Below are 17,670 nucleotides of genomic sequence, written 5' to 3' on the forward strand. Positions count from 1 at the left end.
TTTGGTTCAAGAACCTTGCCCTCAATGCGCGCAGGTCAGTGCCTCGACCACGTCCTCCAGCCGCGCCTGATCGCCCAGCGCGATCACGTGCCCGCTGCTGCCGGCGTGAAGCGGCTCTCCGTTCCAGTCCGCCATCGTCCCGCCGGCACCCTCGACCACCGGCACCAGCGCGGCGAAATCATGCAGCTTGAGCCCCGCTTCGCAGACGAGGTCGAGGTGGCCCGAGGCCAGCATCGCATAATTGTAGCAGTCACCGCCCATCACCATCCGCTTGTGATCGGTGCGCGCGGCCAGGGCCATGAAGTGCTCGCCGTCGTGATCGCCGAAATAATGCGGACCGGTCGTGGCGATCGCCGCGTCCTTTAGGTCGCGGCAGGGCCGCGTGCGCACCGGCAGCCCGTTGAGCGTGGTCGGCTGCCCGGTCACCCCCAGCCAGCGTTCGCCCAGGATCGGCTGGTCGATCACGCCCAGCACCGGGAATCCGTCCACCAACAGCGCGATCAGCGTGCCGAACAGCGGACGGCCGGCCAGAAATCCCACCGTGCCGTCGATCGGGTCGAGCACCCATTGCCGGCCCGTGCGGCCTTCGGTGATCCCGAATTCCTCGCCGTGCACGCCGTCCTGGGGAACTTCGGCGGTGAGGATGCGGCGCATCGCCTCTTCGGCTGCGCGGTCGGCCAGCGTAACGGGCGAGGCGTCGTCCTTGCGCTCGGCCGCCATCGGCGTGCGGAAATGGGGCCGGATGGCCGCGCCCGCCGCCTCGGCCAGGCGATGCGCCAGCGCGATGTCGGCGGTCAAATTCATGCTGGCCGCTTCATCAATCGAACAGGCTGGAAACGCTGCTCTCGTCGGCGATGCGGCGCATGGCCTCACCGATCAGCGGCGCGATGGTGAGGATGCGGATATGCCCGGACTGTTCGGCCGCCTCGGTCGGCAGGATCGAATCGGTGATGACCAGTTCCTTGAGCGCGCTCTTGTCGACCCGCGCCACCGCCCCGCCCGACAGCACGCCGTGCGTGATATAGGCCGAAACGCTGGTCGCCCCCGCATCCATCAGCGCCTGCGCCGCGTTGCACAGCGTGCCGCCCGAATCGATGATGTCGTCGATCAGGATGCAGGCGCGGCCCTTCACCTCGCCGATGATGTTCATCACTTCCGACTGGCCCGGCGCATCGCGGCGCTTGTCGACGATGGCCAGCGGCGCATTATCGAGCCGCTTGGCCAGCGCGCGGGCGCGCACCACGCCGCCGACGTCGGGCGACACCACCATCACGTCCTGCCCGCCGTAACGCGCCTGGATGTCCGCCGCCATCACGGGCGCCGCATAGAGGTTGTCGGTCGGGATATCGAAGAAACCCTGGATCTGCCCGGCGTGAAGGTCGACCGCCAGCACCCGGTCGGCCCCCGCCTTTGTGATCAGGTTGGCGACCAGCTTGGCCGAAATCGGCGTGCGCGGCCCCGGCTTGCGGTCCTGCCGGGCGTACCCGAAATAGGGCAGCACCGCCGTGATCCGCCGCGCCGACGCGCGCCGCAGCGCGTCGATGCAGATCAGCAGCTCCATCAGGTTGTCGTTGGCCGGGTAGCTGGTCGACTGGACCACGAACACATCCTCGCCGCGAACGTTCTCGTGGATCTCGACGAAGACCTCCTCGTCGGCAAAGCGCCGGACCGAGCAGTTCGTCAGCGGCATTTCCAGGTAGCCCGCGATGGCGCGCACGAGCGGCAGGTTCGAGTTGCCGGTCATGATCTTCATGCGTGCCGTCCTCTTTTCGCCGTGCCGCCGGGGCAGAGCAGCCGCTTAGCGCGGGAGGCACCGATTGCAACCGTGCGTACGATCACAGCATGTGCAGCACCGCCAGCAGACCCAGCCCGATCAGGCCCAGCACCAATAGCGACAGGACCACCGTTGCGGTAACCCGTCCGCCCGCGCGGGCCACGGTCCGCATGTCGACCCCCAGACCCAGCGCCGCCATCGAGACGACCGTCAGCATCGTCGCGAGTTGACCGATCGGTGCGATCGTGGCGGCAGGTATGAGCCCTGCCGAACGCGCCGCGACCATCGCCACGAAGCCGACGATGAACCACGGCATCACGTGCGCCAGTCCCGGTGCGCGCCGGGCGTCGCCACCGGCCACCTCCTCGCCGGCCGGAACGGCCTGCGCCGGCAAGCGGCGGGCCACTACGGCAAGGATCACGCAAACCGGCCCCAGCATCAGCACCCGCACCAATTTGACCAGCGTTCCCATCGCGGTTGCGGCGCTTCCCAGCGGCGCGGTTGCGGCGATGACCTGCGGCACCGCATAGACGGTCAGCCCGGCGAACGCGCCGTACGCATGCGCGGACATGCCCATCGCCGTCCCCGCCACCGGCAGGCCCAGAACCACCGCAACGCCCAGGACGGCGGTAAAAGCGATCGCGGCCGCCACGTCATCGCTATCGGCACCGATCACCGGCGCGACCGCGGCGATCGCCGAGTTGCCGCAGATCGAATTGCCGCACGCCACCAGCAGCGCCATGCGCGCTGGCAATCCGAACAGTCGCCCGATCGTGAAACTGGCCGCGATCGCAAACGTGACGACCGCCACGATGCCGATCAGCATCGGCACGCCCGCCGCGGCGATCGTCGCGGCGCTGACCGATGCGCCAAGCAGGACGACCGCGATCTCCAGAACGATTGCCGCGCACACGTGCATGCCGGGATGAAAGCGCGCGCTCAGCTGCGTTGAAGACCGGATCGCGGTTCCGATCAGGATCGCCAGCACCAGGGCTTCGAGCCACGCGCGCCCGAAAACCAGACCTTCGGCAGCCTGTATCGCATAGGCGGCGCCCGTGACCAGCAGGCAGACGGCGATACCCGGCACGAGGCCGGCCGCCGTCCTCAGCGGGCCACTCGTTGGCACGGGATAGCGTTGTTCGTGCATAGATCGATTCCTTCGAAAAGAAGATGGCCCGTCGCCTTCAATCAATCCAACGCATTATTATTGTGAAAACGATCACGTTGATTCATGAATTTTGCATGACCCTGGAGCAATTGCGCCTCTTCCTTGCCGTAGCGGAACGCGAGCACGTGACAGCGGCGGCACGCACGCTAGGCGTGACGCAGTCAGCCGTCTCGGCCGCGATTGCCGCGCTGGAACAGCGGCACGGGGTGCGCCTGTTCGACCGGGTCGGTCGGGGGATCGTCCTCAGCGCCGCGGGGCACGCGTTCCTGCCAGAGGCACGGGCCGTTCTGGCCCAGGCGGCGGCGGCGGAACACGCGCTGGACGACCTGAGCGGGCTGGCGCGCGGTTCGCTCCGCGTCGTCGCCAGCCAGACCATCGCCGCGTACTGGCTGCCGCCGTTACTGACCGCGTATCGCAGCCGCTATCCGGGCATCGCGCTCGACGTCGGGATCGACAATACCCAGGCTGCGGCAGCGCTCGTGCACGCCGGCGAAGCCGATCTCGGCTTCGTCGAAGGGATGGTCGACAATCCCGCGCTGGAACAGTGGACGGTGGGTGAGGACCGGCTCGTGCTGGTTGGACACACGCCGTTCGGCGTCGCTTCGATCGACCCAGATTGGCTGCGCCGCGCCCGCTGGATTGTCCGCGAAGCCGGGTCAGGGACCCGTTCGGCGCTGGATGCGCGCCTGAGGGGCCTGGGGATTGATCCGTCCCTGCTGGATATCGCACTGGTTCTTCCCGCCAATGAAAGCGTGCGCACGGCAGTGGAATCGGGTGCGGGCATCGCGGCCTTGTCAGCCCTGGTCGTGGCGCCATCGCTGGCGGCGGGAACGCTTCACGCCGCACCGATGACGTTTGCCGCCCGGCCGTTCTTCGCCCTCAGGCACAAGGACCGCTACATGAGCCATGCGGCGCAGGCGCTGTCGGCCCTGCTGGCCGGGCCGACCGACGCCGCCACGCGCGCGGACCGTTCAGCCTGACGCCCGGCTTCTGATCAGTCTGCTTAGTGCAAGCTTCACCGCGGCTTGCGGTGTTCGCCCTTGACCCAGCGGACGGTGCCGGTGCTGGCGCGCATGACCACGCTTTCGGTGGTGATCGAGCCGTCCTTGCGGCGCTTGACCCCGGCCAGCAGCGACCCGTCGGTCACGCCGGTGGCGGCGAAGATGCAGTCGCCCTTGGCAAGTTCTTCCAGCTTGTAGATCTTGCCCAGGTCCTCGATGCCCCATTTGCGGGCGCGGGCCTTTTCATCATCGTTGCGGAACAGCAGCCGGCCGTTGAACTGGCCGCCGACGCAGCGCAGCGCCGCGGCGGCGAGCACGCCCTCGGGCGCGCCGCCACTGCCCATGTACATGTCGATCGTGGTGTCGGGATCGGTGGTGGCGATCACGCCGGCCACGTCGCCGTCGCCGATCAGCACGATGCCGCAGCCGATGCCGCGCAGTTCGGCAATAAGGTCGGCATGGCGCGGGCGGTCAAGCACGCAGACGATGATCTCGTCCGGCTGGACGCCCTTCGCCGCGGCCACCGCTTCGACGTTCTGGGTCGGGGTCTTGGCCAGGTCGATCACGCCGTCGGGATAGCCGGGCCCGACCGCCAGCTTGTCCATGTAGACGTCGGGTGCGTTGAGCAGGCAGCCATGTTCGGCGGCGGCAAGCACCGCCAGGCTGTTGGGGCCGGCCTTGGCGGTGATCGTGGTCCCTTCCAGCGGGTCGAGCGCGATGTCTATCTTGGGCCCGGTGCCGATCGCGCCGCCGACCTTTTCGCCGATGTAGAGCATGGGCGCCTCGTCGCGCTCACCCTCTCCGATCACCACGGTGCCGTCGATGGGAAGCTCGTCGAAGGCCTTGCGCATCGCCTCGACAGCGGCGGCATCGGCGGCCTTTTCGTCGCCGCGTCCGATCAGCTTGCTGGCGCCGACGGCGGCCGCCTCGGTCACCCGGACCATTTCCATGACCAGGACGCGGTCGAGGATGTCGCTGCTCTTCGGGCTGGCGGTGCTGGTCATGGTCTGGCGTTTTCCCTTGTCTGTCGGCGCGCGCTTACTGGCCGCCGCGCGGCTTGTCGAGCATCGCGGTTAGCCGCGTTCAGCGGCAATTCAGTGACGAAAGCGTGCCTGACGGCGCGCAAGGAGGGCGGGAATGGGGAAGCTGACGGCGCTCGCGATGGCCGCCCTGTTGCTGCCCGCAGCAGGGCCGGGAAACGCGCAGTCGATGACCGCCGAAGAAGCGCTGGCCGCCGCCCAGGGTCGCACCGGGGCGGACAGCGTGTCGCGCCGCTGCCGCCCGTCGAGCGGCGACGAGATCGTGGTCTGCGCCGATCGCGGCGAGGACCAGCGCGTCCCGCCGACATCCGAAACCGATCCCAATTCACGCGCCGCGCGCGAAGTGCGCGATGGCGACACCCTGCGCCCCCCGCAGATGGACCGCGGATCGTGCCGCGGCCAGCCGGGATGCGTGATCGGCGGCTGGGCGCCGCCGCCGGTCTATTACGTCGATCTGGACAAGATCCCCAAGCCGCCCGCGGGCAGCGACGCCGACAAAGTGGCGAAGGGAGAGCTGCGGAACTAGCTGCCGTTCGGGCCCTGGCCCTGCGCCGGCGCGTTGGACCCACCGGCGCCGTTGACCGAACCGATATTGCCGAACAGGTCTTCAAGGAAGCTGCGGTCGCGGCCCAGCGTGGGCGTGGCGTGACCGTCGGGATTGAGGTTAACGACCTTCTCCGCGCCGCTCTTGTCGACGCCGACGACATTTCCCGAGGGGTCGAAGCGGACGCGCAGCACGGTCTGGTCGTACGTGCGCGGACGATTGAAGGCGGCCTGCTTGGTATCGATCGACAGGTAGTACCAGTCCTGCTGGCCGAACTGGCTGACGAACGTGGGACGGCCCAGCGTCCGCTCGACCGACAGCTTGTTGTCGATGCCCGGCTGGACCGAATCGACCAGCGCCTGGTCGGCGAGGTAACCGCGGTGGTCCTTGATCGAGGCGCAGCCCGAGGCAAGGATCGCCAGCCCGGCAACTGCAACCATCGCGCGCATCCGCGTCTTTACCATCGTAACTCTGCTCCAGCCCGTGGACCCGGGGTAGCCGGCCTTTGCGCCGTCCCCGCGATCGGGTATCGGCGCGAGCCTTAGAGGCGCCCGGCAATTCCCGCAATGGCGCTTGACCCGGCGGGCTTTAATCGCCGGTGAATGAAGGAGAACCCGACGTGACCCTGCTGGCCCGGCTGTTCGGTTCGAAGCCAGACCCGCGCGAGGCGCTGGTCCCGCTGTGGCAGTGGAGCGTGCAGACCGCGCGCGATCCGCGCTGGTACCGCGACGGCGGCGTGGCCGACAGCGTATCGGGCCGCTTCGACATGGTCGTCCACGTCCTCGCCCTGGTGATGCTGCGCGCCGAGCACGGCCCCGACGCGGCCGAGCGAACCGCCCGGCTGACCGAGCTGTTCGTCGACGAGATGGACGGCCAGCTGCGCGAGGAGGGCGTCGGCGACGTCGTCGTCGGCAAGCGGGTGGGCAAGCTGATGCAGGCGCTGGGCGGCCGCATCGCGGCGCTGCGCAGCAGCAGCGACGACGCCGCCGCGCGCGAAGCCGCCGTGCGCCGCAATATCACCTTCGTCGAGGGCGGCGGCGACCCGGCGTTGGTGGTCGCCGACCTCACCGCGCTGGAAGCGCGCCTGGCGGCGGCGGACGACGCGGCACTGCTGGCGGGACAGGTGCCATGAGCGAGATGGAGCGCTGGTATGACCGCAAGCGTCTGCCCGAAGGCGCGCAGGCGATCGTCGCCGATCCGGGCGAGCGCGAAGCGCTGGCGCGGCGCTTCGCCATTGTTTCCATCGCGCGGTTCGAGGTGCTGGTGACCCTGGCCGACGACGGCACGGCGGTGACCGCGACGGGCACGCTGGTGGCGGATGTGGTGCAGCCGTGCGCGGTATCGGGCGAAGACCTGGCGGTGCACATCGCCGAGCCGGTCTCGCTCCGCTTCGTGGCGCCTTATGCGGGGCCGGGCAGCGAGGACGAGGAGCTTGACGTCGCGATGCTCGATGAGATCGAGATCGAGGACGACCGCTTCGACCTGGGCGAAGCGATCGCGCAGGAACTAGCGCTGGCGATCGATCCTTTCGCGACCGGTGAGCATGCCGAGGAGACGCGCCGTGCCGCCGGGCTGATCGACGAAACGGCGAGCGGGCCGTTCGCCGCGCTCGCCGCCCTGAAAAAGCCGAACTGACTGTCAGCTCAGAACGGGATATCGTCGTCGAGATCGTCGGCGAAACCGCCCTTGGCGCCGCCGCCCGACGCTCCACCGCCCGACGCGCCGCCGGTCGATCCCCAGTCGCTGCCGCCCGAACGCTGGCCGCCGCCGCCCCAGTCGCCGCCGCTGCGCTGGCCGCCACCGCCGGCGCCGCCCTGCGGGCCGTCGAGCATTGTCAGCACCGAGCCGGGGCCCTGCAGCACCACTTCGGTCGAGTAGCGGTCATTGCCCGACTGGTCCTGCCACTTGCGCGTGCGCAGCTGGCCTTCGACGTAGATTTTCGAACCCTTCTTGAGGAAGCGCTCGACCACCCCGACCAGACCTTCGGAAAAGATTGCCACGGTGTGCCACTCGGTCCGCTCCTGGCGGTCGCCGGTGTTGCGGTCCTTCCACGATTCGGAGGTGGCGACGCGTAGGTTGGCGACCTTGCCGCCGTTCTGGAACGAGCGGATTTCCGGGTCGGCCCCGAGATTGCCCACGAGGATGACCTTGTTGACGCTGCCTGCCATGAATGCCTCTCTAAAGCCCGAGCGCCACTGCGCCCCAGTAAGTGATTCCGGCAAACAGGTAGGCTAATCCGAACAGGTAGAGCAACATGAACGCGGGCCATTTCCACCCGTTCGTTTCGCGGCGGGTTACCGCGATCGTGCTCATGCACTGGGGCGCGAAGACGAACCAGGCGAGGAACGCCAGCGCGGTCGGCAGGCTCCAGTGCGACGCCAGCTGCGGGCCCAGCGCCTGCGCAGTTGCCGCGTCGTCCCCCGCGGCGCTCACCGCGTAAGTCGTCGCCAGCGAAGCGACCGCGACTTCGCGCGCGGCCATCGCCGGGATCAGCGCCAGCGCGATGTCGCGGTTGAAGCCGATCGGCTGGACGACGACCGCCAGGCCGTTGGCGAGATGCCCCGCGATCGAGGCGTCGACCTGGTCCTGCCCGGGCGCCGCGCGCGGCACGTTCAGTAGCAGCCACAGTCCCACCGTGACGGTGAATATGATCGTGCCGGCGCGGCGCAGGAAAATCCACGCGCGCTGCCACAAGCCGATGGCGAGGTCCGAGAAGCGCGGCAGCTGGTACTTGGGCAGTTCCATGATGAAGCCCGAGGCCGTGCCCCGGGTCACCGAGCGGCGCAGCAGCAGCGCCACCACCATCGCGCCGACGATGCCGGCAAGGTAGAGGGTGAACAGCACCAGCCCCTGCAAGCCGATCCCGAAACCGACCGTGCGCGCCGGGATGAAGGCGCCGATGATCACAGCGTATACGGGTAGCCGCGCCGAACAGGTCATCAGCGGCGCGACCAGGATGGTGGTCAGACGGTCCTTGGGATCTGCGATGGAGCGCGTCGCCATGATCCCCGGGATCGCGCAGGCGAAGCTCGACAGCAGCGGGATGAAGCTGCGCCCGGATAGGCCGACGCGCGCCATCAGCCGGTCCATCAGGAACGCTGCCCGCGCCATGTAGCCGGATGCTTCCATCGCCAGGATGAAAGCGAACAGGATCACGATCTGCGGCAGGAAGACCACCACCGAGCCGACCCCGGCAATCACCCCGTCGGTGATGAAATCGCGGGCGATCGATGCCGGCAAGGCGCTGCGCACCGCCCCGTCGAGCAGGCCGACACCAGCCTCGAGCGCATCGGCGAACGGGGTCGCGCCGGCGAACACCGCCTGGAACATCACGAACAGGAACGCGAACAGGATCGCCGGCCCGCCCCAAGGGTGGAGGAGCACGCGGTCGAGGCGGGTGTGGAGCCGGTGGCGCGCGGTTTCGGACAGGATCGCGGCGTCGGCGATGGCGTGCGCAGACATCCGCCGCTCGGTCTGGTCGAGGTGCGGGCGCGGAGGATCGGCCTTGCGCGCCTCAGCCGCGGCGATCGCGGCGCTGAGTTCTGAGAGGCCCTTGCGCCGCACCGCCACGGTCTCGACGACTGGTACGCCGAGCGCCTCGGCCAAAGCTGCGGCGTCGAGCACCAGCCCGTCGCGCGCGGCAAGGTCAACCATGTTGAGCGCGACCACGGTCGGCCGCCCCAGCGCGATCACTTCTTGCGCGAAAACCAGGTGCTGCTCGAGGTTCGAGGCATCTAGAACGATCACCAGGACTTCGGGCGCGGGCTCGCCCGGAAACTCCCCCAAGATGACCTTGCGGGTCACTTCCTCGTCAGGGCTGGTCGGGTTGAGGCCGTAGGACCCGGGCAGGTCGGTCAGTTCGACCGGTTCGCCCGAGGGCAGGATCAGCCGCCCGGCCTTCCGCTCCACTGTGACGCCGGGATAGTTGGCGATCTTCTGACGGGCGCCGGTCAGCGCGTTGAACAGCGCGCTCTTGCCGGCGTTGGGATTGCCGACCAGCGCGGCACTGCGCAAGCGGGTCACGCGGCCATGCTCACAGCGTTTCGACCGTCATCGCCGCGGCGTGCGCGCGCCGCAGGGCCACCGTCATCCGCCCGATCAGCAGCGCGATCGGATCGCCGCCGCCGAACACCCCCCGGTGCGCGATCGCGACCCGTGCGCCGGTGTCGAGCCCAAGCGCGCGCAACCGCTCACCCTCGTCGGGAGCGAGGCACGACCAGTCGACCGCGAGGATGCGGGCGCGCTGGCCGATGGCAAGGGAGTCGAGCGTCATGACAGGCCGGGCGCTGCCACAGGGCCGTTCTAATTGCAACTGGTTCGCAATAAGCGGTCAGCGGGCCGGGTAGCGCAGACGGCCCAGGAAGCGCGCCGCGCTGAACCCGGGCCGTTCGGGATCGAGCAGGCGCGCCTTGGCCTTTTCGAATTGCATCACCCCGTCGATGCGACGATTGAGGAACGCGCGCGTTTCGGCGCCGCCGTCGCTTTCGTCGTGGGCATGGACCGCGAGCGTCGCGGCATAGATGCCCGCCAGGATCGCACGCTTGGTATAGTGGTTGTAATCGGTCGCGGCATCGCCAGCGAGCCGCCACATCGCGTCGGCCGAATGCCACCCGGCCCTGAGCGCCTGGGGAACGTTCTGCGGCATCGCCAGCACGGCGAGCGCCCGGCGCAGCGCCTCGCGGTCGCCCGCGGCGTCGAGGCGGAACTGGACGAGGCGGCGGATCCGCTCACGAATGGGCAGCGCCGCCAGCGTCGCTGGCGGTAGCGCGCGCGCCATGTCGGCATCGATCCGAGCGATCCACGCCAGCACCATGTCGAGGGCGCCGCGCGGAAAGGCCAGCCGCGCCGCCGCCGGATCGAGACCGACCTCGGCCGCCGCGTTCGTGACCGCCTCGTCGCTCCAGCCGTCGAACACCGCGGCGCGCGCCACGGCCGGCGCCAGTTCCAGCGCCAGTTCGGGCAGGGTAAGGTCGGCGTGACCGGCCACGTTAGAGCGAGGGGCCGTACTTGGCGCCCGGCTTGGCGGCGGTGCTGACCGGAGCCTTCAGCAAGGCGACGAAGTTGCCGCCGCGGCGATCTTCATCGGCCGCGTAATCGCGTGCAGTGCGGCCCGAATTGTCAGCCTGGTCAAGGTTCGCACCGGCCGCGACCAGCACTTTCACCAGTTCGGCGTTGCGGTTGTGGATCGCGGTGATCAGCGGCGTCTCACCGATGTTGTCGCGTTCGTTGAGCAAGGCGCCGCGCTGCGCCAGCAAGGTTGCCGCGGCGGTAAAGTTGGTGTTGACCGCGACTTGCAGCGGGGTCTGCCCCTTGGCGTCGCGCGCATTGATGTTGGCGCCCGAACGTACGAGCTGGCCCACCCAGTCAAGCCGGCGCTTGCCGATGGCGATGTGCAGGCCGGTCTCGCCGCTGACCGAATCGGCGGTGTTGACGTCGACCTTGTCGCTAAGCGCTTGCAGGGCGGCGGTGTCGTCTCCGCTTCGCAGCGCCTGGAGGAACTTGTGGCTGGGCGAAAACTGCGCCGCGGCCGGAAGCGGCGCGGCCAGCACCGACAGGGCCAGCGCGGCCGAAGCGAAGACACGGGCGGAAAACAACTTGGAAGCCTCCTGTTGGCTGCGGCACGGGGCGAAAGCGCCGTCGCCGCGCCGCGTTCGCCTTGCACCGGTGAGTTTAGCAGAGCATGAACCGCGGCGCCATGCCCAAGCCCTTCCAGACCCTTGCATTGCTCGCCTTCGTTCTTGCGCCGCCCGCCGCCTGTTCGCCGGCGGCGCCCACGCCAGAGGCGCCGCTGGCAGGTGCCGCAATCGGCGGACCGTTCACGCTGACCGATCGCGCCGGCAAAGCCGTGACGTGGCAATCGCTGCGCGGCCGGTGGGTGGCGATCTACTTCGGCTACACCTTCTGCCCCGATGCCTGCCCGACCGATGTCGGCGTGCTGATGCGGGCGGTGAATGCGTTCGCAAAGGCCGAGCCCGCCCGCGCCGCCCGGCTGCAGCCGATTTTCGTCACGGTCGATCCCGCGCGGGACACCCCGGCACGCATGGGCGAGTTTGCCGACGCCTTCCAGGCGGGCAGCGGGCCGCGCCTGCTCGCGCTGACCGGCACGAGCGAACAGGTGGCCCAGGCCATCAAGGCGTTCCGCGTCTTTGCCGCCAAGGGCGAAAGCAGCCCCGGCGGCTATCTGATGGATCACAGCCGCTTCGTTTACCTGATGGATCCCGACGGCAAGCCGATCGACATGGTCCCGGTCGACAAGGGCGCCGACGCATCGCTCAAGACGCTTCAGCAGTGGGTGCGATGAGCGCCGCCGCGCGCTTCTGGGACAAGCCGCTGGCTGCGCTGGACCGGGCGGAGTGGGAGGCGCTGTGCGACGGGTGCGGCCAGTGCTGTCTCCACAAGGTGGAGGATGCAGATACCGGCGCCATCTACCCGACCAACGTCGCCTGCAAGCTGCTCGACCTTACGACCGCGCGATGTTCGAACTATCCGGGCCGCAAGCGGATCGTCCCCGACTGCCTGACGCTTAACGCACACCTCGCCGGGACGCTGGAATGGCTGCCGGGAACCTGCGCCTATCGGCTGCGCGCCGAGGGCAGACCGCTTGAGCCGTGGCACTACCTCGAGTCGGGCGACCGCGAAGATGTCCACCGCGCCGGCATCTCGGTTCGCGGCAAGGCGATCTCCGAAGTGTTCGCCGGCCCGCTGGAAGATCACGCGATCCTGCCTGACGGGATCGAGGTGTGGCGCGAATGATCGACTGGCTGCGTCCGTCGCGGCCAGTGCCGCGCAACCCTGCCCCGACGACGCTGGATGTTGCCGGGCGAACGCTGCCGGTGATCCTGAAGCGCGACGCGCGGGCGCGGCGGATCGTCATGCGGCTTGGCCCTGACGGCGCGTCGTTGCGGTTGACGCTGCCGCGCTGGGGCAGCGCCGGCGAAGCGCTGGCCTTCGCCCGATCGCGCACCGGCTGGATCGCCGCGCAGCTGGCCGCGGTACCCGCGTTCGTCGCGATCGCCGACGGCACCCGCATACCCTACCTGGGCCGCGAGCTGACGCTGCGGCATGACCTGGCCCGCCGCCGCCTGCCCGCTATCGAAGGCGATGCCCTGGTGGTCGGCGGCGCGGGCGAGAGCCTGGCACCACGGCTGGAGCGCTGGCTGCGCACCGAGGCGCGGCGCCTGATCGAGGGCGACCTTGCCCATTACAGCGCCCGCGCCGGGCTGCCGCCGGGGCGGCTGCTGCTGTCGAGCGCGCGGCGGCGCTGGGGCAGTTGCGCGCCCGACGGGACGATCCGGCTCAATTGGCGGCTGGTCATGGCGCCCGAGGCGGTGCGCCGCTCGGTGGTCGCCCACGAGGTCGCGCACCGGCTTCATTTCGACCATTCGCCGGCCTTTCACGCGGCGCTGGCGGCGATCTACGACGATGACCTGCGCGCCGCCGACCGCTGGCTGAAAGCACGCGGCCGCACCCTTTACGCCCCGTTCGGATAAGCTGCACTGGCGCGGCGCGGCGCGAACGCCTATCTGGGGTCCATGCTTCGCCCCTCGCAATCAGGCCCCCAGGGACCGCTCACCGGCGCCAAGGACATGTGGCGCAATGCCTCGCCCACCGGCGCGATCGGCGATTTCATCACCGTGTTCAAGCAGGCCGGCAAGCACCGCTGGTGGGTGGCGGTGCTGGCGGCGATGACGACGACCGCGATCTTCTCGATCATGGCGGGGGAGAACTGGATCGGTCCGCGGCCCAAGCCCAAGATCACCTGGATCACCACCTTCGCGCCCGACCGCAGCGAGGCCGATATCCTGGCCGGCAACATCGCCAACCAGAAGCGCAAGGACGCGCTGGCCGCCGAGCAAGCCAAGCGCGAGGCCGAAGTGCGCGACCTCTACACGAAGATCGGCGAGTATTCGGGCATCGACGTGGAAGCGGCGAAGAAGCAGGGCGAGGCCGAACGCGCCGCCGCCGCCGCCAAGCTCAAGGCCGAGCAGGCCGAAGCGTTGCGCAAGGTGCGCGAAGCCGAACTTGCCGGCAAACGCTGAAGACCGGCGCTGGCTCGCGGCTGCAGCGCGCCTGGCCGCGCGCGGCAGCCCGTCGGCCCACCCCAACCCTGCCGTCGGCGCGATCCTGGTTGCGCAAGGCCGCGTCCTTGGCCGTGGCTGGACCCATCCGGGCGGGCGCCCGCACGCCGAAGCAGTGGCGCTGGCGATGGCCGGCGAGGCCGCGCGCGGCGGCACCCTTTACGTAACGCTTGAACCCTGCGCCCATGCCGGTGGGCGCGGCCCGGCCTGCAGCGCGCTGATTGCCGCGAGCGGCATCGCCCGCCTGGTCGCCGCCGTGCGCGACCCCGACCCGCGCACCGATGGCAAAGGATTCGCCGCGGCCCGCGCCGCGGGTATCACCGCCGATCACGTCGCCTGCGCCGCCGCCGACGAATCGCTCGCCGGCTATCTGACGCGCGCCCGCCAGGCCCGCCCGCGCGTGACTCTCAAGCTTGCTACCTCGCTCGATGGCATGATCGCGCTTGCGAACGGCGCCAGCCAGTGGATCACCGGCGCGCCCGCCCGCGCCCACGCCCACGCGCTGCGCGCGCGCATGGACGCGGTGCTGGTTGGCGGGGAAACGCTGCGCGCCGATGCGCCCCGGCTTGATGTGCGCCTGCCGGGCATCGATCACGTCCCGCGGCGCTGGGTGCTGACGCGCGGCGGCGCGCCGGCTGGCTGGAGCGCGCTGGCCGATCCGGCGGCGCTGGGCACCGCGATGCTGCAGGCACACGACCTGCTGATCGAAGGCGGCGGCGGCGCAGCGGCAGCCTTCCTCGCCGCGGACCTGGTCGACCGCCTGGTGATCTACCGCGCGCCGGTGCTGCTGGGATCGGGCCGCCCGGCGATCGGCAGCCTGGGCCTAACCGCGCTGGACGGGGTGCATGGCAAGTGGGTCCTGTCAGAGCGACGCCAGCTTGGCAGCGACACACTCGAAGTCTACAGCCGGGTGCGATGTTCACAGGCATAATCACCGCCCTCGGCACCATCCGCGAGGTCCGCGAGAGCGGCGACCTGCGCGCGGTGGTCGCGTGTTCCTACGATCCGGCCGGCATCGCCATCGGCGCCTCGATCGCTTGCTCGGGCGTGTGCCTGACCGTTGTCGAGCGCGGCGGCAGCGCCGGCGATGCCTGGTTCGCGGTCGACGTCTCGGGCGAGACGGTCAGCCGCACCGCGCCCGGGCAATGGCGCGCGGGGCGCAGGCTCAACCTCGAGCAGGCGCTGCGCCTGGGTGACGAGCTCGGCGGCCACATCGTCACCGGCCATGTCGACGCGGTCGGCACCGTCGCTGCGCGCAGCGAGGTCGGCGGCTCGATCCGCTTCGATATCGCCTGCCCAGACGCACTTGCCCCGTTTGTCGCGACCAAGGGCTCGATCACGGTCGACGGGGTTTCGTTGACCGTCAACGAGGTGACCGACGGGCCGGACGGCACCACGTTCGCGCTCAACATCATTCCCCACACCGCCGAAGTGACGACGCTGGGTACGCTGGGGCCGGGCGACGCCGTCAACCTCGAGATCGACGTGCTGGCGCGCTACCTCCAGCGCATGGAAGCGCTGCGCAAGTCAGCCTGAGGCAAGCGGGCCGGCGGCGAAGTCGGCGCGGGTCATCTCGAACACGACATGAGTCACGTCGGCGCCCGCCATCGTCGCCAGGGTCGTTCGATCGGTGAGCCGCCCGCCGATACGCGTCATCGCCGTGCGCGAGCGGATGTTGTCCTTGCCGACCAGGAAGACGACGCGCGCAACGCTTCGCAACGCGTGGGCCAGCATCAGCCGCTTCATCTCCCGGTTGCAGGTCCCGCCCCAGTGGCTGCGCGCCAGGAAGGTCCAGCCGATCTCGACCGAGCCGCCGTCGGCGGGGTCATAGGCCTGGAAGCGCGACGATCCGATCACTGCGCCGCTCGCCTTGTCGATCACGGCCAGCGCACCACGCTGTACCAGCGCATCGTCGAAAAAGACGCGAAACACATCCTCGCGCCAGCGATCGTGCGCCGGATGCCCAGCCCAGATCAGAGGGTCGGCTGCAACCGCGAAAAGCGCGTCCCAATCGTCTGCCCGCAGCGGCCGCAGGACCAGCCGCTCCCCCGTCAGCGTAGGCTGACGGTCTAGCGTCACCCGGCGACGGCGCGCAGGGCGGCGATGAAGGCGTCGATGTTCCCGGTGGTCAGTCCGGCGATGTTGATGCGTCCGGAGCCTGCCATGTAGATACCGTAATCGGCACGCAGCGCGGCGATCTGCTCGCCCGATAGGGGGAGCATGGAGAATAGCCCGTGCTGGCTGCCCAGAGCGGCCATGTCGATCGCGCCGATCCGGCCGGCTTCGGCCAGCCGCGCACGAACCTTCGCCATGCGGGCGCGCATCGTCCCAAGCTCATCCAGCCACTGCGCGGTCAGGTCCGCATCCTCGAGCACGATCCGTACGGCGGCAGCTCCGTGATCGGGCGGCATCGACCAGTTGGCGCGCGCCAGCGCGTAGCCGTTCGACATCACCGCCGGCAACAGGGCGGCATCGTCGACCATCACATAGGCGGCGCCGACACGGTCGCGATAGAGCCCGAAATTCTTGTCGCAGGAGTAGGCGACGATTGCCTCTGGCACGGCATCGAGAACGCGCCGCACGCCGAAGGCATCGGCCTCCATCCCCTCACCGAGCCCCTGATAGGCGAGGTCTAGCAGCGGAAGCAGGCCCTTGTCGGCGACAAGGGCCGCGATCTCGTCCCATTCCGCAGGCGCATAATCGATGCCGGTCGGGTTGTGGCAGCAGCCATGAAGCAGCATCGCGTCGCCGCGTTCAGCCAGTCCGACCGCGACGCGCAGCGCGTCCATGTCGGCACGGCCATTCTTCGTCGCGTGCGCGAACGGCTTCATCTCGATGTCGAGATCGGCGTAGATCTGCGCGTGGTTCGGCCACGACGGCGTGCCCATCCACACGCGCCCTACACCCGCTTTCTTCGCCAGCGCCACCGCCAGGCGGACCGCTCCGGTCCCGCCGGGCGCCTGCATCCCGTCGATCCGGCCACCGCGCGTCGGATCGTCCGCGCCGAAGATGTAGGGCATCAGCCCGCGCACGAAGCCCATGTCGCCTTCCGGCCCGAGATAGGCCTTGGAATCCTGCGTTTCGACCAGCCGCGCCTCGGCCGCCTTGATGGCGCTGAACACGGGCGTATCGCCCTGCCCGGTACGATAGACGCCGACGCCCAGGTCAATCTTGTCGGCGCGCGGATCGTCGCGGTGAAGCTTGATAAGCGCGAGCAGCGCGTCGGCGGGCTGAGGTGCAAGGTCTGACAGCATGGCCCGGGCCATAGCAACGGGGCCCTGCCATGCAAGCTTGGAAAACTGCGCGCGGGCCAGCGCGCAATTATCCATCAATCAGAACGGCAGCCACTTCTGCTTTTCGGAGAACTTCATGTAGCCGGCATTGACGCCCAGGCGCAGGCCGGCACCGACCCGCACCGGAATCAGAACGATGTCGCCCTTGCGCAGGTAAGCGACATTGAAGCCCCCGATCGCATAAGCGGCGCCCTCGCCGGCGGCGAAAGCCTTGCCGTAAAGCTTCTGCGTATCGTTGAGGTTGTAGACGAGCACGAATGTGCTGGCGGCGTTGGCGCCGACGTCGAACCCGATCGACGGGCCGCGCCAGTACGCGGGTCGCTGGCCCTCGACCTTGTGGAACAGCGTGCCCGATCCGTACCGCACGCCGATCCCGAATGCGCCGCCGCCCTCGCGCCCGACGATGTAGGCATTGGGTTCGCCCTGCTTCTTGAGAATGCCCTGGATCACGTCGGCGACGCCCTTGGCGCCCTTGCCGAACACGCCTTCAGCGGCGCCGATCAGGTCGTCCTGCTTGTAGGTGGAGCCTTGCGCCGAGGCGACTGCCGGATCGGCGGCCGCCTGCGAAGCGGCGGTCGCGGGGTCGCTGCTGGTCACCACCGGCGCCGCTACCGGCGGCAACTGAGACGCCGTTGGCGCGGGCGCCTGCTGCGCCAAGTCGCCGTCGATCGGCCGGTCCTGCGCCGCCAGCGGGGCCGATGCCGCCATCGCAAGCGCGCCTGCCCAACCGGCAATCCTGGCTGCTAGTAGCCGCATGATCCATTCCTCCCAC

At 69.4% G+C, this 17,670-nt stretch carries 23 protein-coding genes; 10 read left to right on the forward strand and 13 right to left on the reverse strand.

Annotated features, from left to right (window positions below; translation table 11 throughout):
* Nucleotides 1-21: 21 nt before the first annotated feature.
* From ACOYW6_RS09415 to ACOYW6_RS09425, 3 genes are all read right to left on the reverse strand, one after another.
* Complete coding sequence (locus ACOYW6_RS09415) at nucleotides 22-804, reverse strand: inositol monophosphatase family protein (protein ID WP_423141067.1); 783 nt, start codon at nucleotides 802-804, stop codon at nucleotides 22-24.
* Between the two features lie 13 nt (nucleotides 805-817).
* Complete coding sequence (locus ACOYW6_RS09420; protein ID WP_423141068.1) at nucleotides 818-1,753, reverse strand: ribose-phosphate pyrophosphokinase; 936 nt, start codon at nucleotides 1,751-1,753, stop codon at nucleotides 818-820.
* An 82-nt stretch (nucleotides 1,754-1,835) separates the two neighbouring features.
* Nucleotides 1,836-2,921: a YeiH family protein gene (locus ACOYW6_RS09425; RefSeq protein WP_423141069.1), complete on the reverse strand. Its 1,086-nt coding sequence runs from the start codon at nucleotides 2,919-2,921 to the stop codon at nucleotides 1,836-1,838.
* Nucleotides 2,922-3,016: 95 nt separating this feature from the next.
* Between ACOYW6_RS09425 and ACOYW6_RS09430 the strand changes: the two genes are divergently transcribed.
* Nucleotides 3,017-3,922: a LysR family transcriptional regulator gene (locus ACOYW6_RS09430; protein WP_423143105.1), complete on the forward strand. Its 906-nt coding sequence runs from the start codon at nucleotides 3,017-3,019 to the stop codon at nucleotides 3,920-3,922.
* Between the two features lie 35 nt (nucleotides 3,923-3,957).
* Here ACOYW6_RS09430 and glpX read toward each other — a convergent pair whose 3' ends face one another.
* On the reverse strand, nucleotides 3,958-4,947 hold the full coding sequence (glpX, locus tag ACOYW6_RS09435; RefSeq protein WP_423141070.1) for a class II fructose-bisphosphatase: 990 nt from the start codon (nucleotides 4,945-4,947) through the stop codon (nucleotides 3,958-3,960).
* A gap of 133 nt (nucleotides 4,948-5,080) precedes the next feature.
* Here glpX and ACOYW6_RS09440 point away from each other — a divergent pair, with 133 nt between their 5' ends.
* A complete protein-coding gene (locus ACOYW6_RS09440; RefSeq protein ID WP_423141071.1) occupies nucleotides 5,081-5,509 on the forward strand; it encodes a hypothetical protein in 429 nt (142 codons plus the stop codon).
* Here ACOYW6_RS09440 and ACOYW6_RS09445 read toward each other — a convergent pair.
* On the reverse strand, nucleotides 5,506-5,991 hold the full coding sequence (locus ACOYW6_RS09445; protein WP_423141072.1) for an outer membrane protein assembly factor BamE: 486 nt from the start codon (nucleotides 5,989-5,991) through the stop codon (nucleotides 5,506-5,508). The two genes, ACOYW6_RS09440 and ACOYW6_RS09445, sit on opposite strands and share 4 nt — an antisense overlap.
* Nucleotides 5,992-6,146: 155 nt before the next feature.
* Here ACOYW6_RS09445 and ACOYW6_RS09450 point away from each other — a divergent pair, with 155 nt between their 5' ends.
* Together ACOYW6_RS09450 and ACOYW6_RS09455 are read left to right on the forward strand one after the other, a co-directional pair.
* Nucleotides 6,147-6,659, forward strand: a complete 513-nt coding sequence (locus ACOYW6_RS09450; RefSeq protein WP_423141073.1) for a ubiquinol-cytochrome C chaperone family protein — start codon at nucleotides 6,147-6,149, stop codon at nucleotides 6,657-6,659.
* Nucleotides 6,656-7,162 carry a YceD family protein gene (locus ACOYW6_RS09455; protein WP_423141074.1) on the forward strand — a complete coding sequence of 169 codons (507 nt, stop codon included), beginning with the start codon at nucleotides 6,656-6,658 and terminating at the stop codon, nucleotides 7,160-7,162. Before ACOYW6_RS09450 ends, ACOYW6_RS09455 begins: the two co-directional genes overlap by 4 nt.
* Nucleotides 7,163-7,170: 8 nt before the next feature.
* Here the strand turns inward: ACOYW6_RS09455 and ssb are convergent, their stop codons facing one another.
* From ssb to ACOYW6_RS09480, 5 genes are read right to left on the reverse strand one after another with little or no spacing between them, the layout of a single operon-like run.
* Nucleotides 7,171-7,695: a single-stranded DNA-binding protein gene (gene ssb, locus ACOYW6_RS09460; RefSeq protein ID WP_423141075.1), complete on the reverse strand. Its 525-nt coding sequence runs from the start codon at nucleotides 7,693-7,695 to the stop codon at nucleotides 7,171-7,173.
* Between the two features lie 10 nt (nucleotides 7,696-7,705).
* Nucleotides 7,706-9,550 carry a ferrous iron transporter B gene (gene feoB, locus ACOYW6_RS09465; protein WP_423141076.1) on the reverse strand — a complete coding sequence of 615 codons (1,845 nt, stop codon included), beginning with the start codon at nucleotides 9,548-9,550 and terminating at the stop codon, nucleotides 7,706-7,708.
* 10 nt (nucleotides 9,551-9,560) lie between these two features.
* The gene (locus tag ACOYW6_RS09470) at nucleotides 9,561-9,800 is read right to left on the reverse strand and encodes a FeoA family protein (protein WP_423141077.1); all 240 of its coding nucleotides are present in this window, start codon (nucleotides 9,798-9,800) and stop codon (nucleotides 9,561-9,563) included.
* Between the two features lie 57 nt (nucleotides 9,801-9,857).
* Nucleotides 9,858-10,514, reverse strand: coding sequence for a COQ9 family protein (locus ACOYW6_RS09475; RefSeq protein WP_423141078.1), 657 nt, complete (start codon nucleotides 10,512-10,514; stop codon nucleotides 9,858-9,860).
* A gap of 1 nt (nucleotide 10,515) precedes the next feature.
* Nucleotides 10,516-11,121, reverse strand: coding sequence for an ankyrin repeat domain-containing protein (locus tag ACOYW6_RS09480; RefSeq protein ID WP_423141079.1), 606 nt, complete (start codon nucleotides 11,119-11,121; stop codon nucleotides 10,516-10,518).
* 86 nt (nucleotides 11,122-11,207) lie between these two features.
* Between ACOYW6_RS09480 and ACOYW6_RS09485 the strand changes: the two genes are divergently transcribed.
* From ACOYW6_RS09485 to ACOYW6_RS09510, 6 genes are read left to right on the forward strand one after another with little or no spacing between them, the layout of a single operon-like run.
* Entirely contained in the window at nucleotides 11,208-11,828 is a 621-nt protein-coding gene (locus tag ACOYW6_RS09485) for an SCO family protein (protein WP_423141080.1), read from the forward strand.
* Nucleotides 11,825-12,280: a YcgN family cysteine cluster protein gene (locus tag ACOYW6_RS09490; RefSeq protein ID WP_423141081.1), complete on the forward strand. Its 456-nt coding sequence runs from the start codon at nucleotides 11,825-11,827 to the stop codon at nucleotides 12,278-12,280. Before ACOYW6_RS09485 ends, ACOYW6_RS09490 begins: the two co-directional genes overlap by 4 nt.
* A complete protein-coding gene (locus tag ACOYW6_RS09495; RefSeq protein WP_423141082.1) occupies nucleotides 12,277-13,017 on the forward strand; it encodes a M48 family metallopeptidase in 741 nt (246 codons plus the stop codon). The genes ACOYW6_RS09490 and ACOYW6_RS09495 overlap by 4 nt, the downstream gene beginning before the upstream one ends.
* Nucleotides 13,018-13,059: 42 nt before the next feature.
* Complete coding sequence (locus ACOYW6_RS09500; protein WP_423141083.1) at nucleotides 13,060-13,566, forward strand: hypothetical protein; 507 nt, start codon at nucleotides 13,060-13,062, stop codon at nucleotides 13,564-13,566.
* Entirely contained in the window at nucleotides 13,550-14,536 is a 987-nt protein-coding gene (ribD, locus tag ACOYW6_RS09505; RefSeq protein WP_423141084.1) for a bifunctional diaminohydroxyphosphoribosylaminopyrimidine deaminase/5-amino-6-(5-phosphoribosylamino)uracil reductase RibD, read from the forward strand. Before ACOYW6_RS09500 ends, ribD begins: the two co-directional genes overlap by 17 nt.
* Nucleotides 14,521-15,141, forward strand: a complete 621-nt coding sequence (locus ACOYW6_RS09510; RefSeq protein WP_423141085.1) for a riboflavin synthase — start codon at nucleotides 14,521-14,523, stop codon at nucleotides 15,139-15,141. The genes ribD and ACOYW6_RS09510 overlap by 16 nt, the downstream gene beginning before the upstream one ends.
* On the opposite strand, the gene ACOYW6_RS09515 is transcribed toward ACOYW6_RS09510, so the two are convergent.
* From ACOYW6_RS09515 to ACOYW6_RS09525, 3 genes are all read right to left on the reverse strand, one after another.
* The gene (locus ACOYW6_RS09515) at nucleotides 15,133-15,684 is read right to left on the reverse strand and encodes a GNAT family N-acetyltransferase (protein ID WP_423141086.1); all 552 of its coding nucleotides are present in this window, start codon (nucleotides 15,682-15,684) and stop codon (nucleotides 15,133-15,135) included. The two genes, ACOYW6_RS09510 and ACOYW6_RS09515, sit on opposite strands and share 9 nt — an antisense overlap.
* Entirely contained in the window at nucleotides 15,681-16,859 is a 1,179-nt protein-coding gene (locus ACOYW6_RS09520; protein ID WP_423141087.1) for an aromatic amino acid transaminase, read from the reverse strand. The genes ACOYW6_RS09515 and ACOYW6_RS09520 overlap by 4 nt, the downstream gene beginning before the upstream one ends.
* Before the next feature lie 78 nt (nucleotides 16,860-16,937).
* Nucleotides 16,938-17,606: a DUF1134 domain-containing protein gene (locus tag ACOYW6_RS09525; RefSeq protein ID WP_423141088.1), complete on the reverse strand. Its 669-nt coding sequence runs from the start codon at nucleotides 17,604-17,606 to the stop codon at nucleotides 16,938-16,940.
* Between the last annotated feature and the right edge of the window lie 64 nt (nucleotides 17,607-17,670).

It is taken from the genome of Parablastomonas sp. CN1-191 (assembly GCF_049354825.1).
Classification (GTDB): Bacteria; Pseudomonadota; Alphaproteobacteria; order Sphingomonadales; family Sphingomonadaceae; genus Novosphingobium.

Bases quoted from the DNA above. Each gene is read 5' to 3' on its own strand.
- ACOYW6_RS09415 (WP_423141067.1), bottom strand. From the start codon at position 804: ATGAATTTGACCGCCGACATCGCGCTGGCGCATCGCCTGGCCGAGGCG.
- ACOYW6_RS09420 (WP_423141068.1), bottom strand. From the start codon at position 1,753: ATGAAGATCATGACCGGCAACTCGAACCTGCCGCTCGTGCGCGCCATC.
- ACOYW6_RS09425 (WP_423141069.1), bottom strand. From the start codon at position 2,921: ATGCACGAACAACGCTATCCCGTGCCAACGAGTGGCCCGCTGAGGACG.
- ACOYW6_RS09430 (WP_423143105.1), top strand. From the start codon at position 3,017: ATGACCCTGGAGCAATTGCGCCTCTTCCTTGCCGTAGCGGAACGCGAG.
- glpX (WP_423141070.1), bottom strand. From the start codon at position 4,947: ATGACCAGCACCGCCAGCCCGAAGAGCAGCGACATCCTCGACCGCGTC.
- ACOYW6_RS09440 (WP_423141071.1), top strand. From the start codon at position 5,081: ATGGGGAAGCTGACGGCGCTCGCGATGGCCGCCCTGTTGCTGCCCGCA.
- ACOYW6_RS09445 (WP_423141072.1), bottom strand. From the start codon at position 5,991: ATGGTAAAGACGCGGATGCGCGCGATGGTTGCAGTTGCCGGGCTGGCG.
- ACOYW6_RS09455 (WP_423141074.1), top strand. From the start codon at position 6,656: ATGAGCGAGATGGAGCGCTGGTATGACCGCAAGCGTCTGCCCGAAGGC.
- ssb (WP_423141075.1), bottom strand. From the start codon at position 7,695: ATGGCAGGCAGCGTCAACAAGGTCATCCTCGTGGGCAATCTCGGGGCC.
- ACOYW6_RS09470 (WP_423141077.1), bottom strand. From the start codon at position 9,800: ATGACGCTCGACTCCCTTGCCATCGGCCAGCGCGCCCGCATCCTCGCG.
- ACOYW6_RS09485 (WP_423141080.1), top strand. From the start codon at position 11,208: ATGAACCGCGGCGCCATGCCCAAGCCCTTCCAGACCCTTGCATTGCTC.
- ACOYW6_RS09490 (WP_423141081.1), top strand. From the start codon at position 11,825: ATGAGCGCCGCCGCGCGCTTCTGGGACAAGCCGCTGGCTGCGCTGGAC.
- ACOYW6_RS09495 (WP_423141082.1), top strand. From the start codon at position 12,277: ATGATCGACTGGCTGCGTCCGTCGCGGCCAGTGCCGCGCAACCCTGCC.
- ACOYW6_RS09500 (WP_423141083.1), top strand. From the start codon at position 13,060: ATGCTTCGCCCCTCGCAATCAGGCCCCCAGGGACCGCTCACCGGCGCC.
- ACOYW6_RS09510 (WP_423141085.1), top strand. From the start codon at position 14,521: ATGTTCACAGGCATAATCACCGCCCTCGGCACCATCCGCGAGGTCCGC.
- ACOYW6_RS09520 (WP_423141087.1), bottom strand. From the start codon at position 16,859: ATGCTGTCAGACCTTGCACCTCAGCCCGCCGACGCGCTGCTCGCGCTT.
- ACOYW6_RS09525 (WP_423141088.1), bottom strand. From the start codon at position 17,606: ATGGCGGCATCGGCCCCGCTGGCGGCGCAGGACCGGCCGATCGACGGC.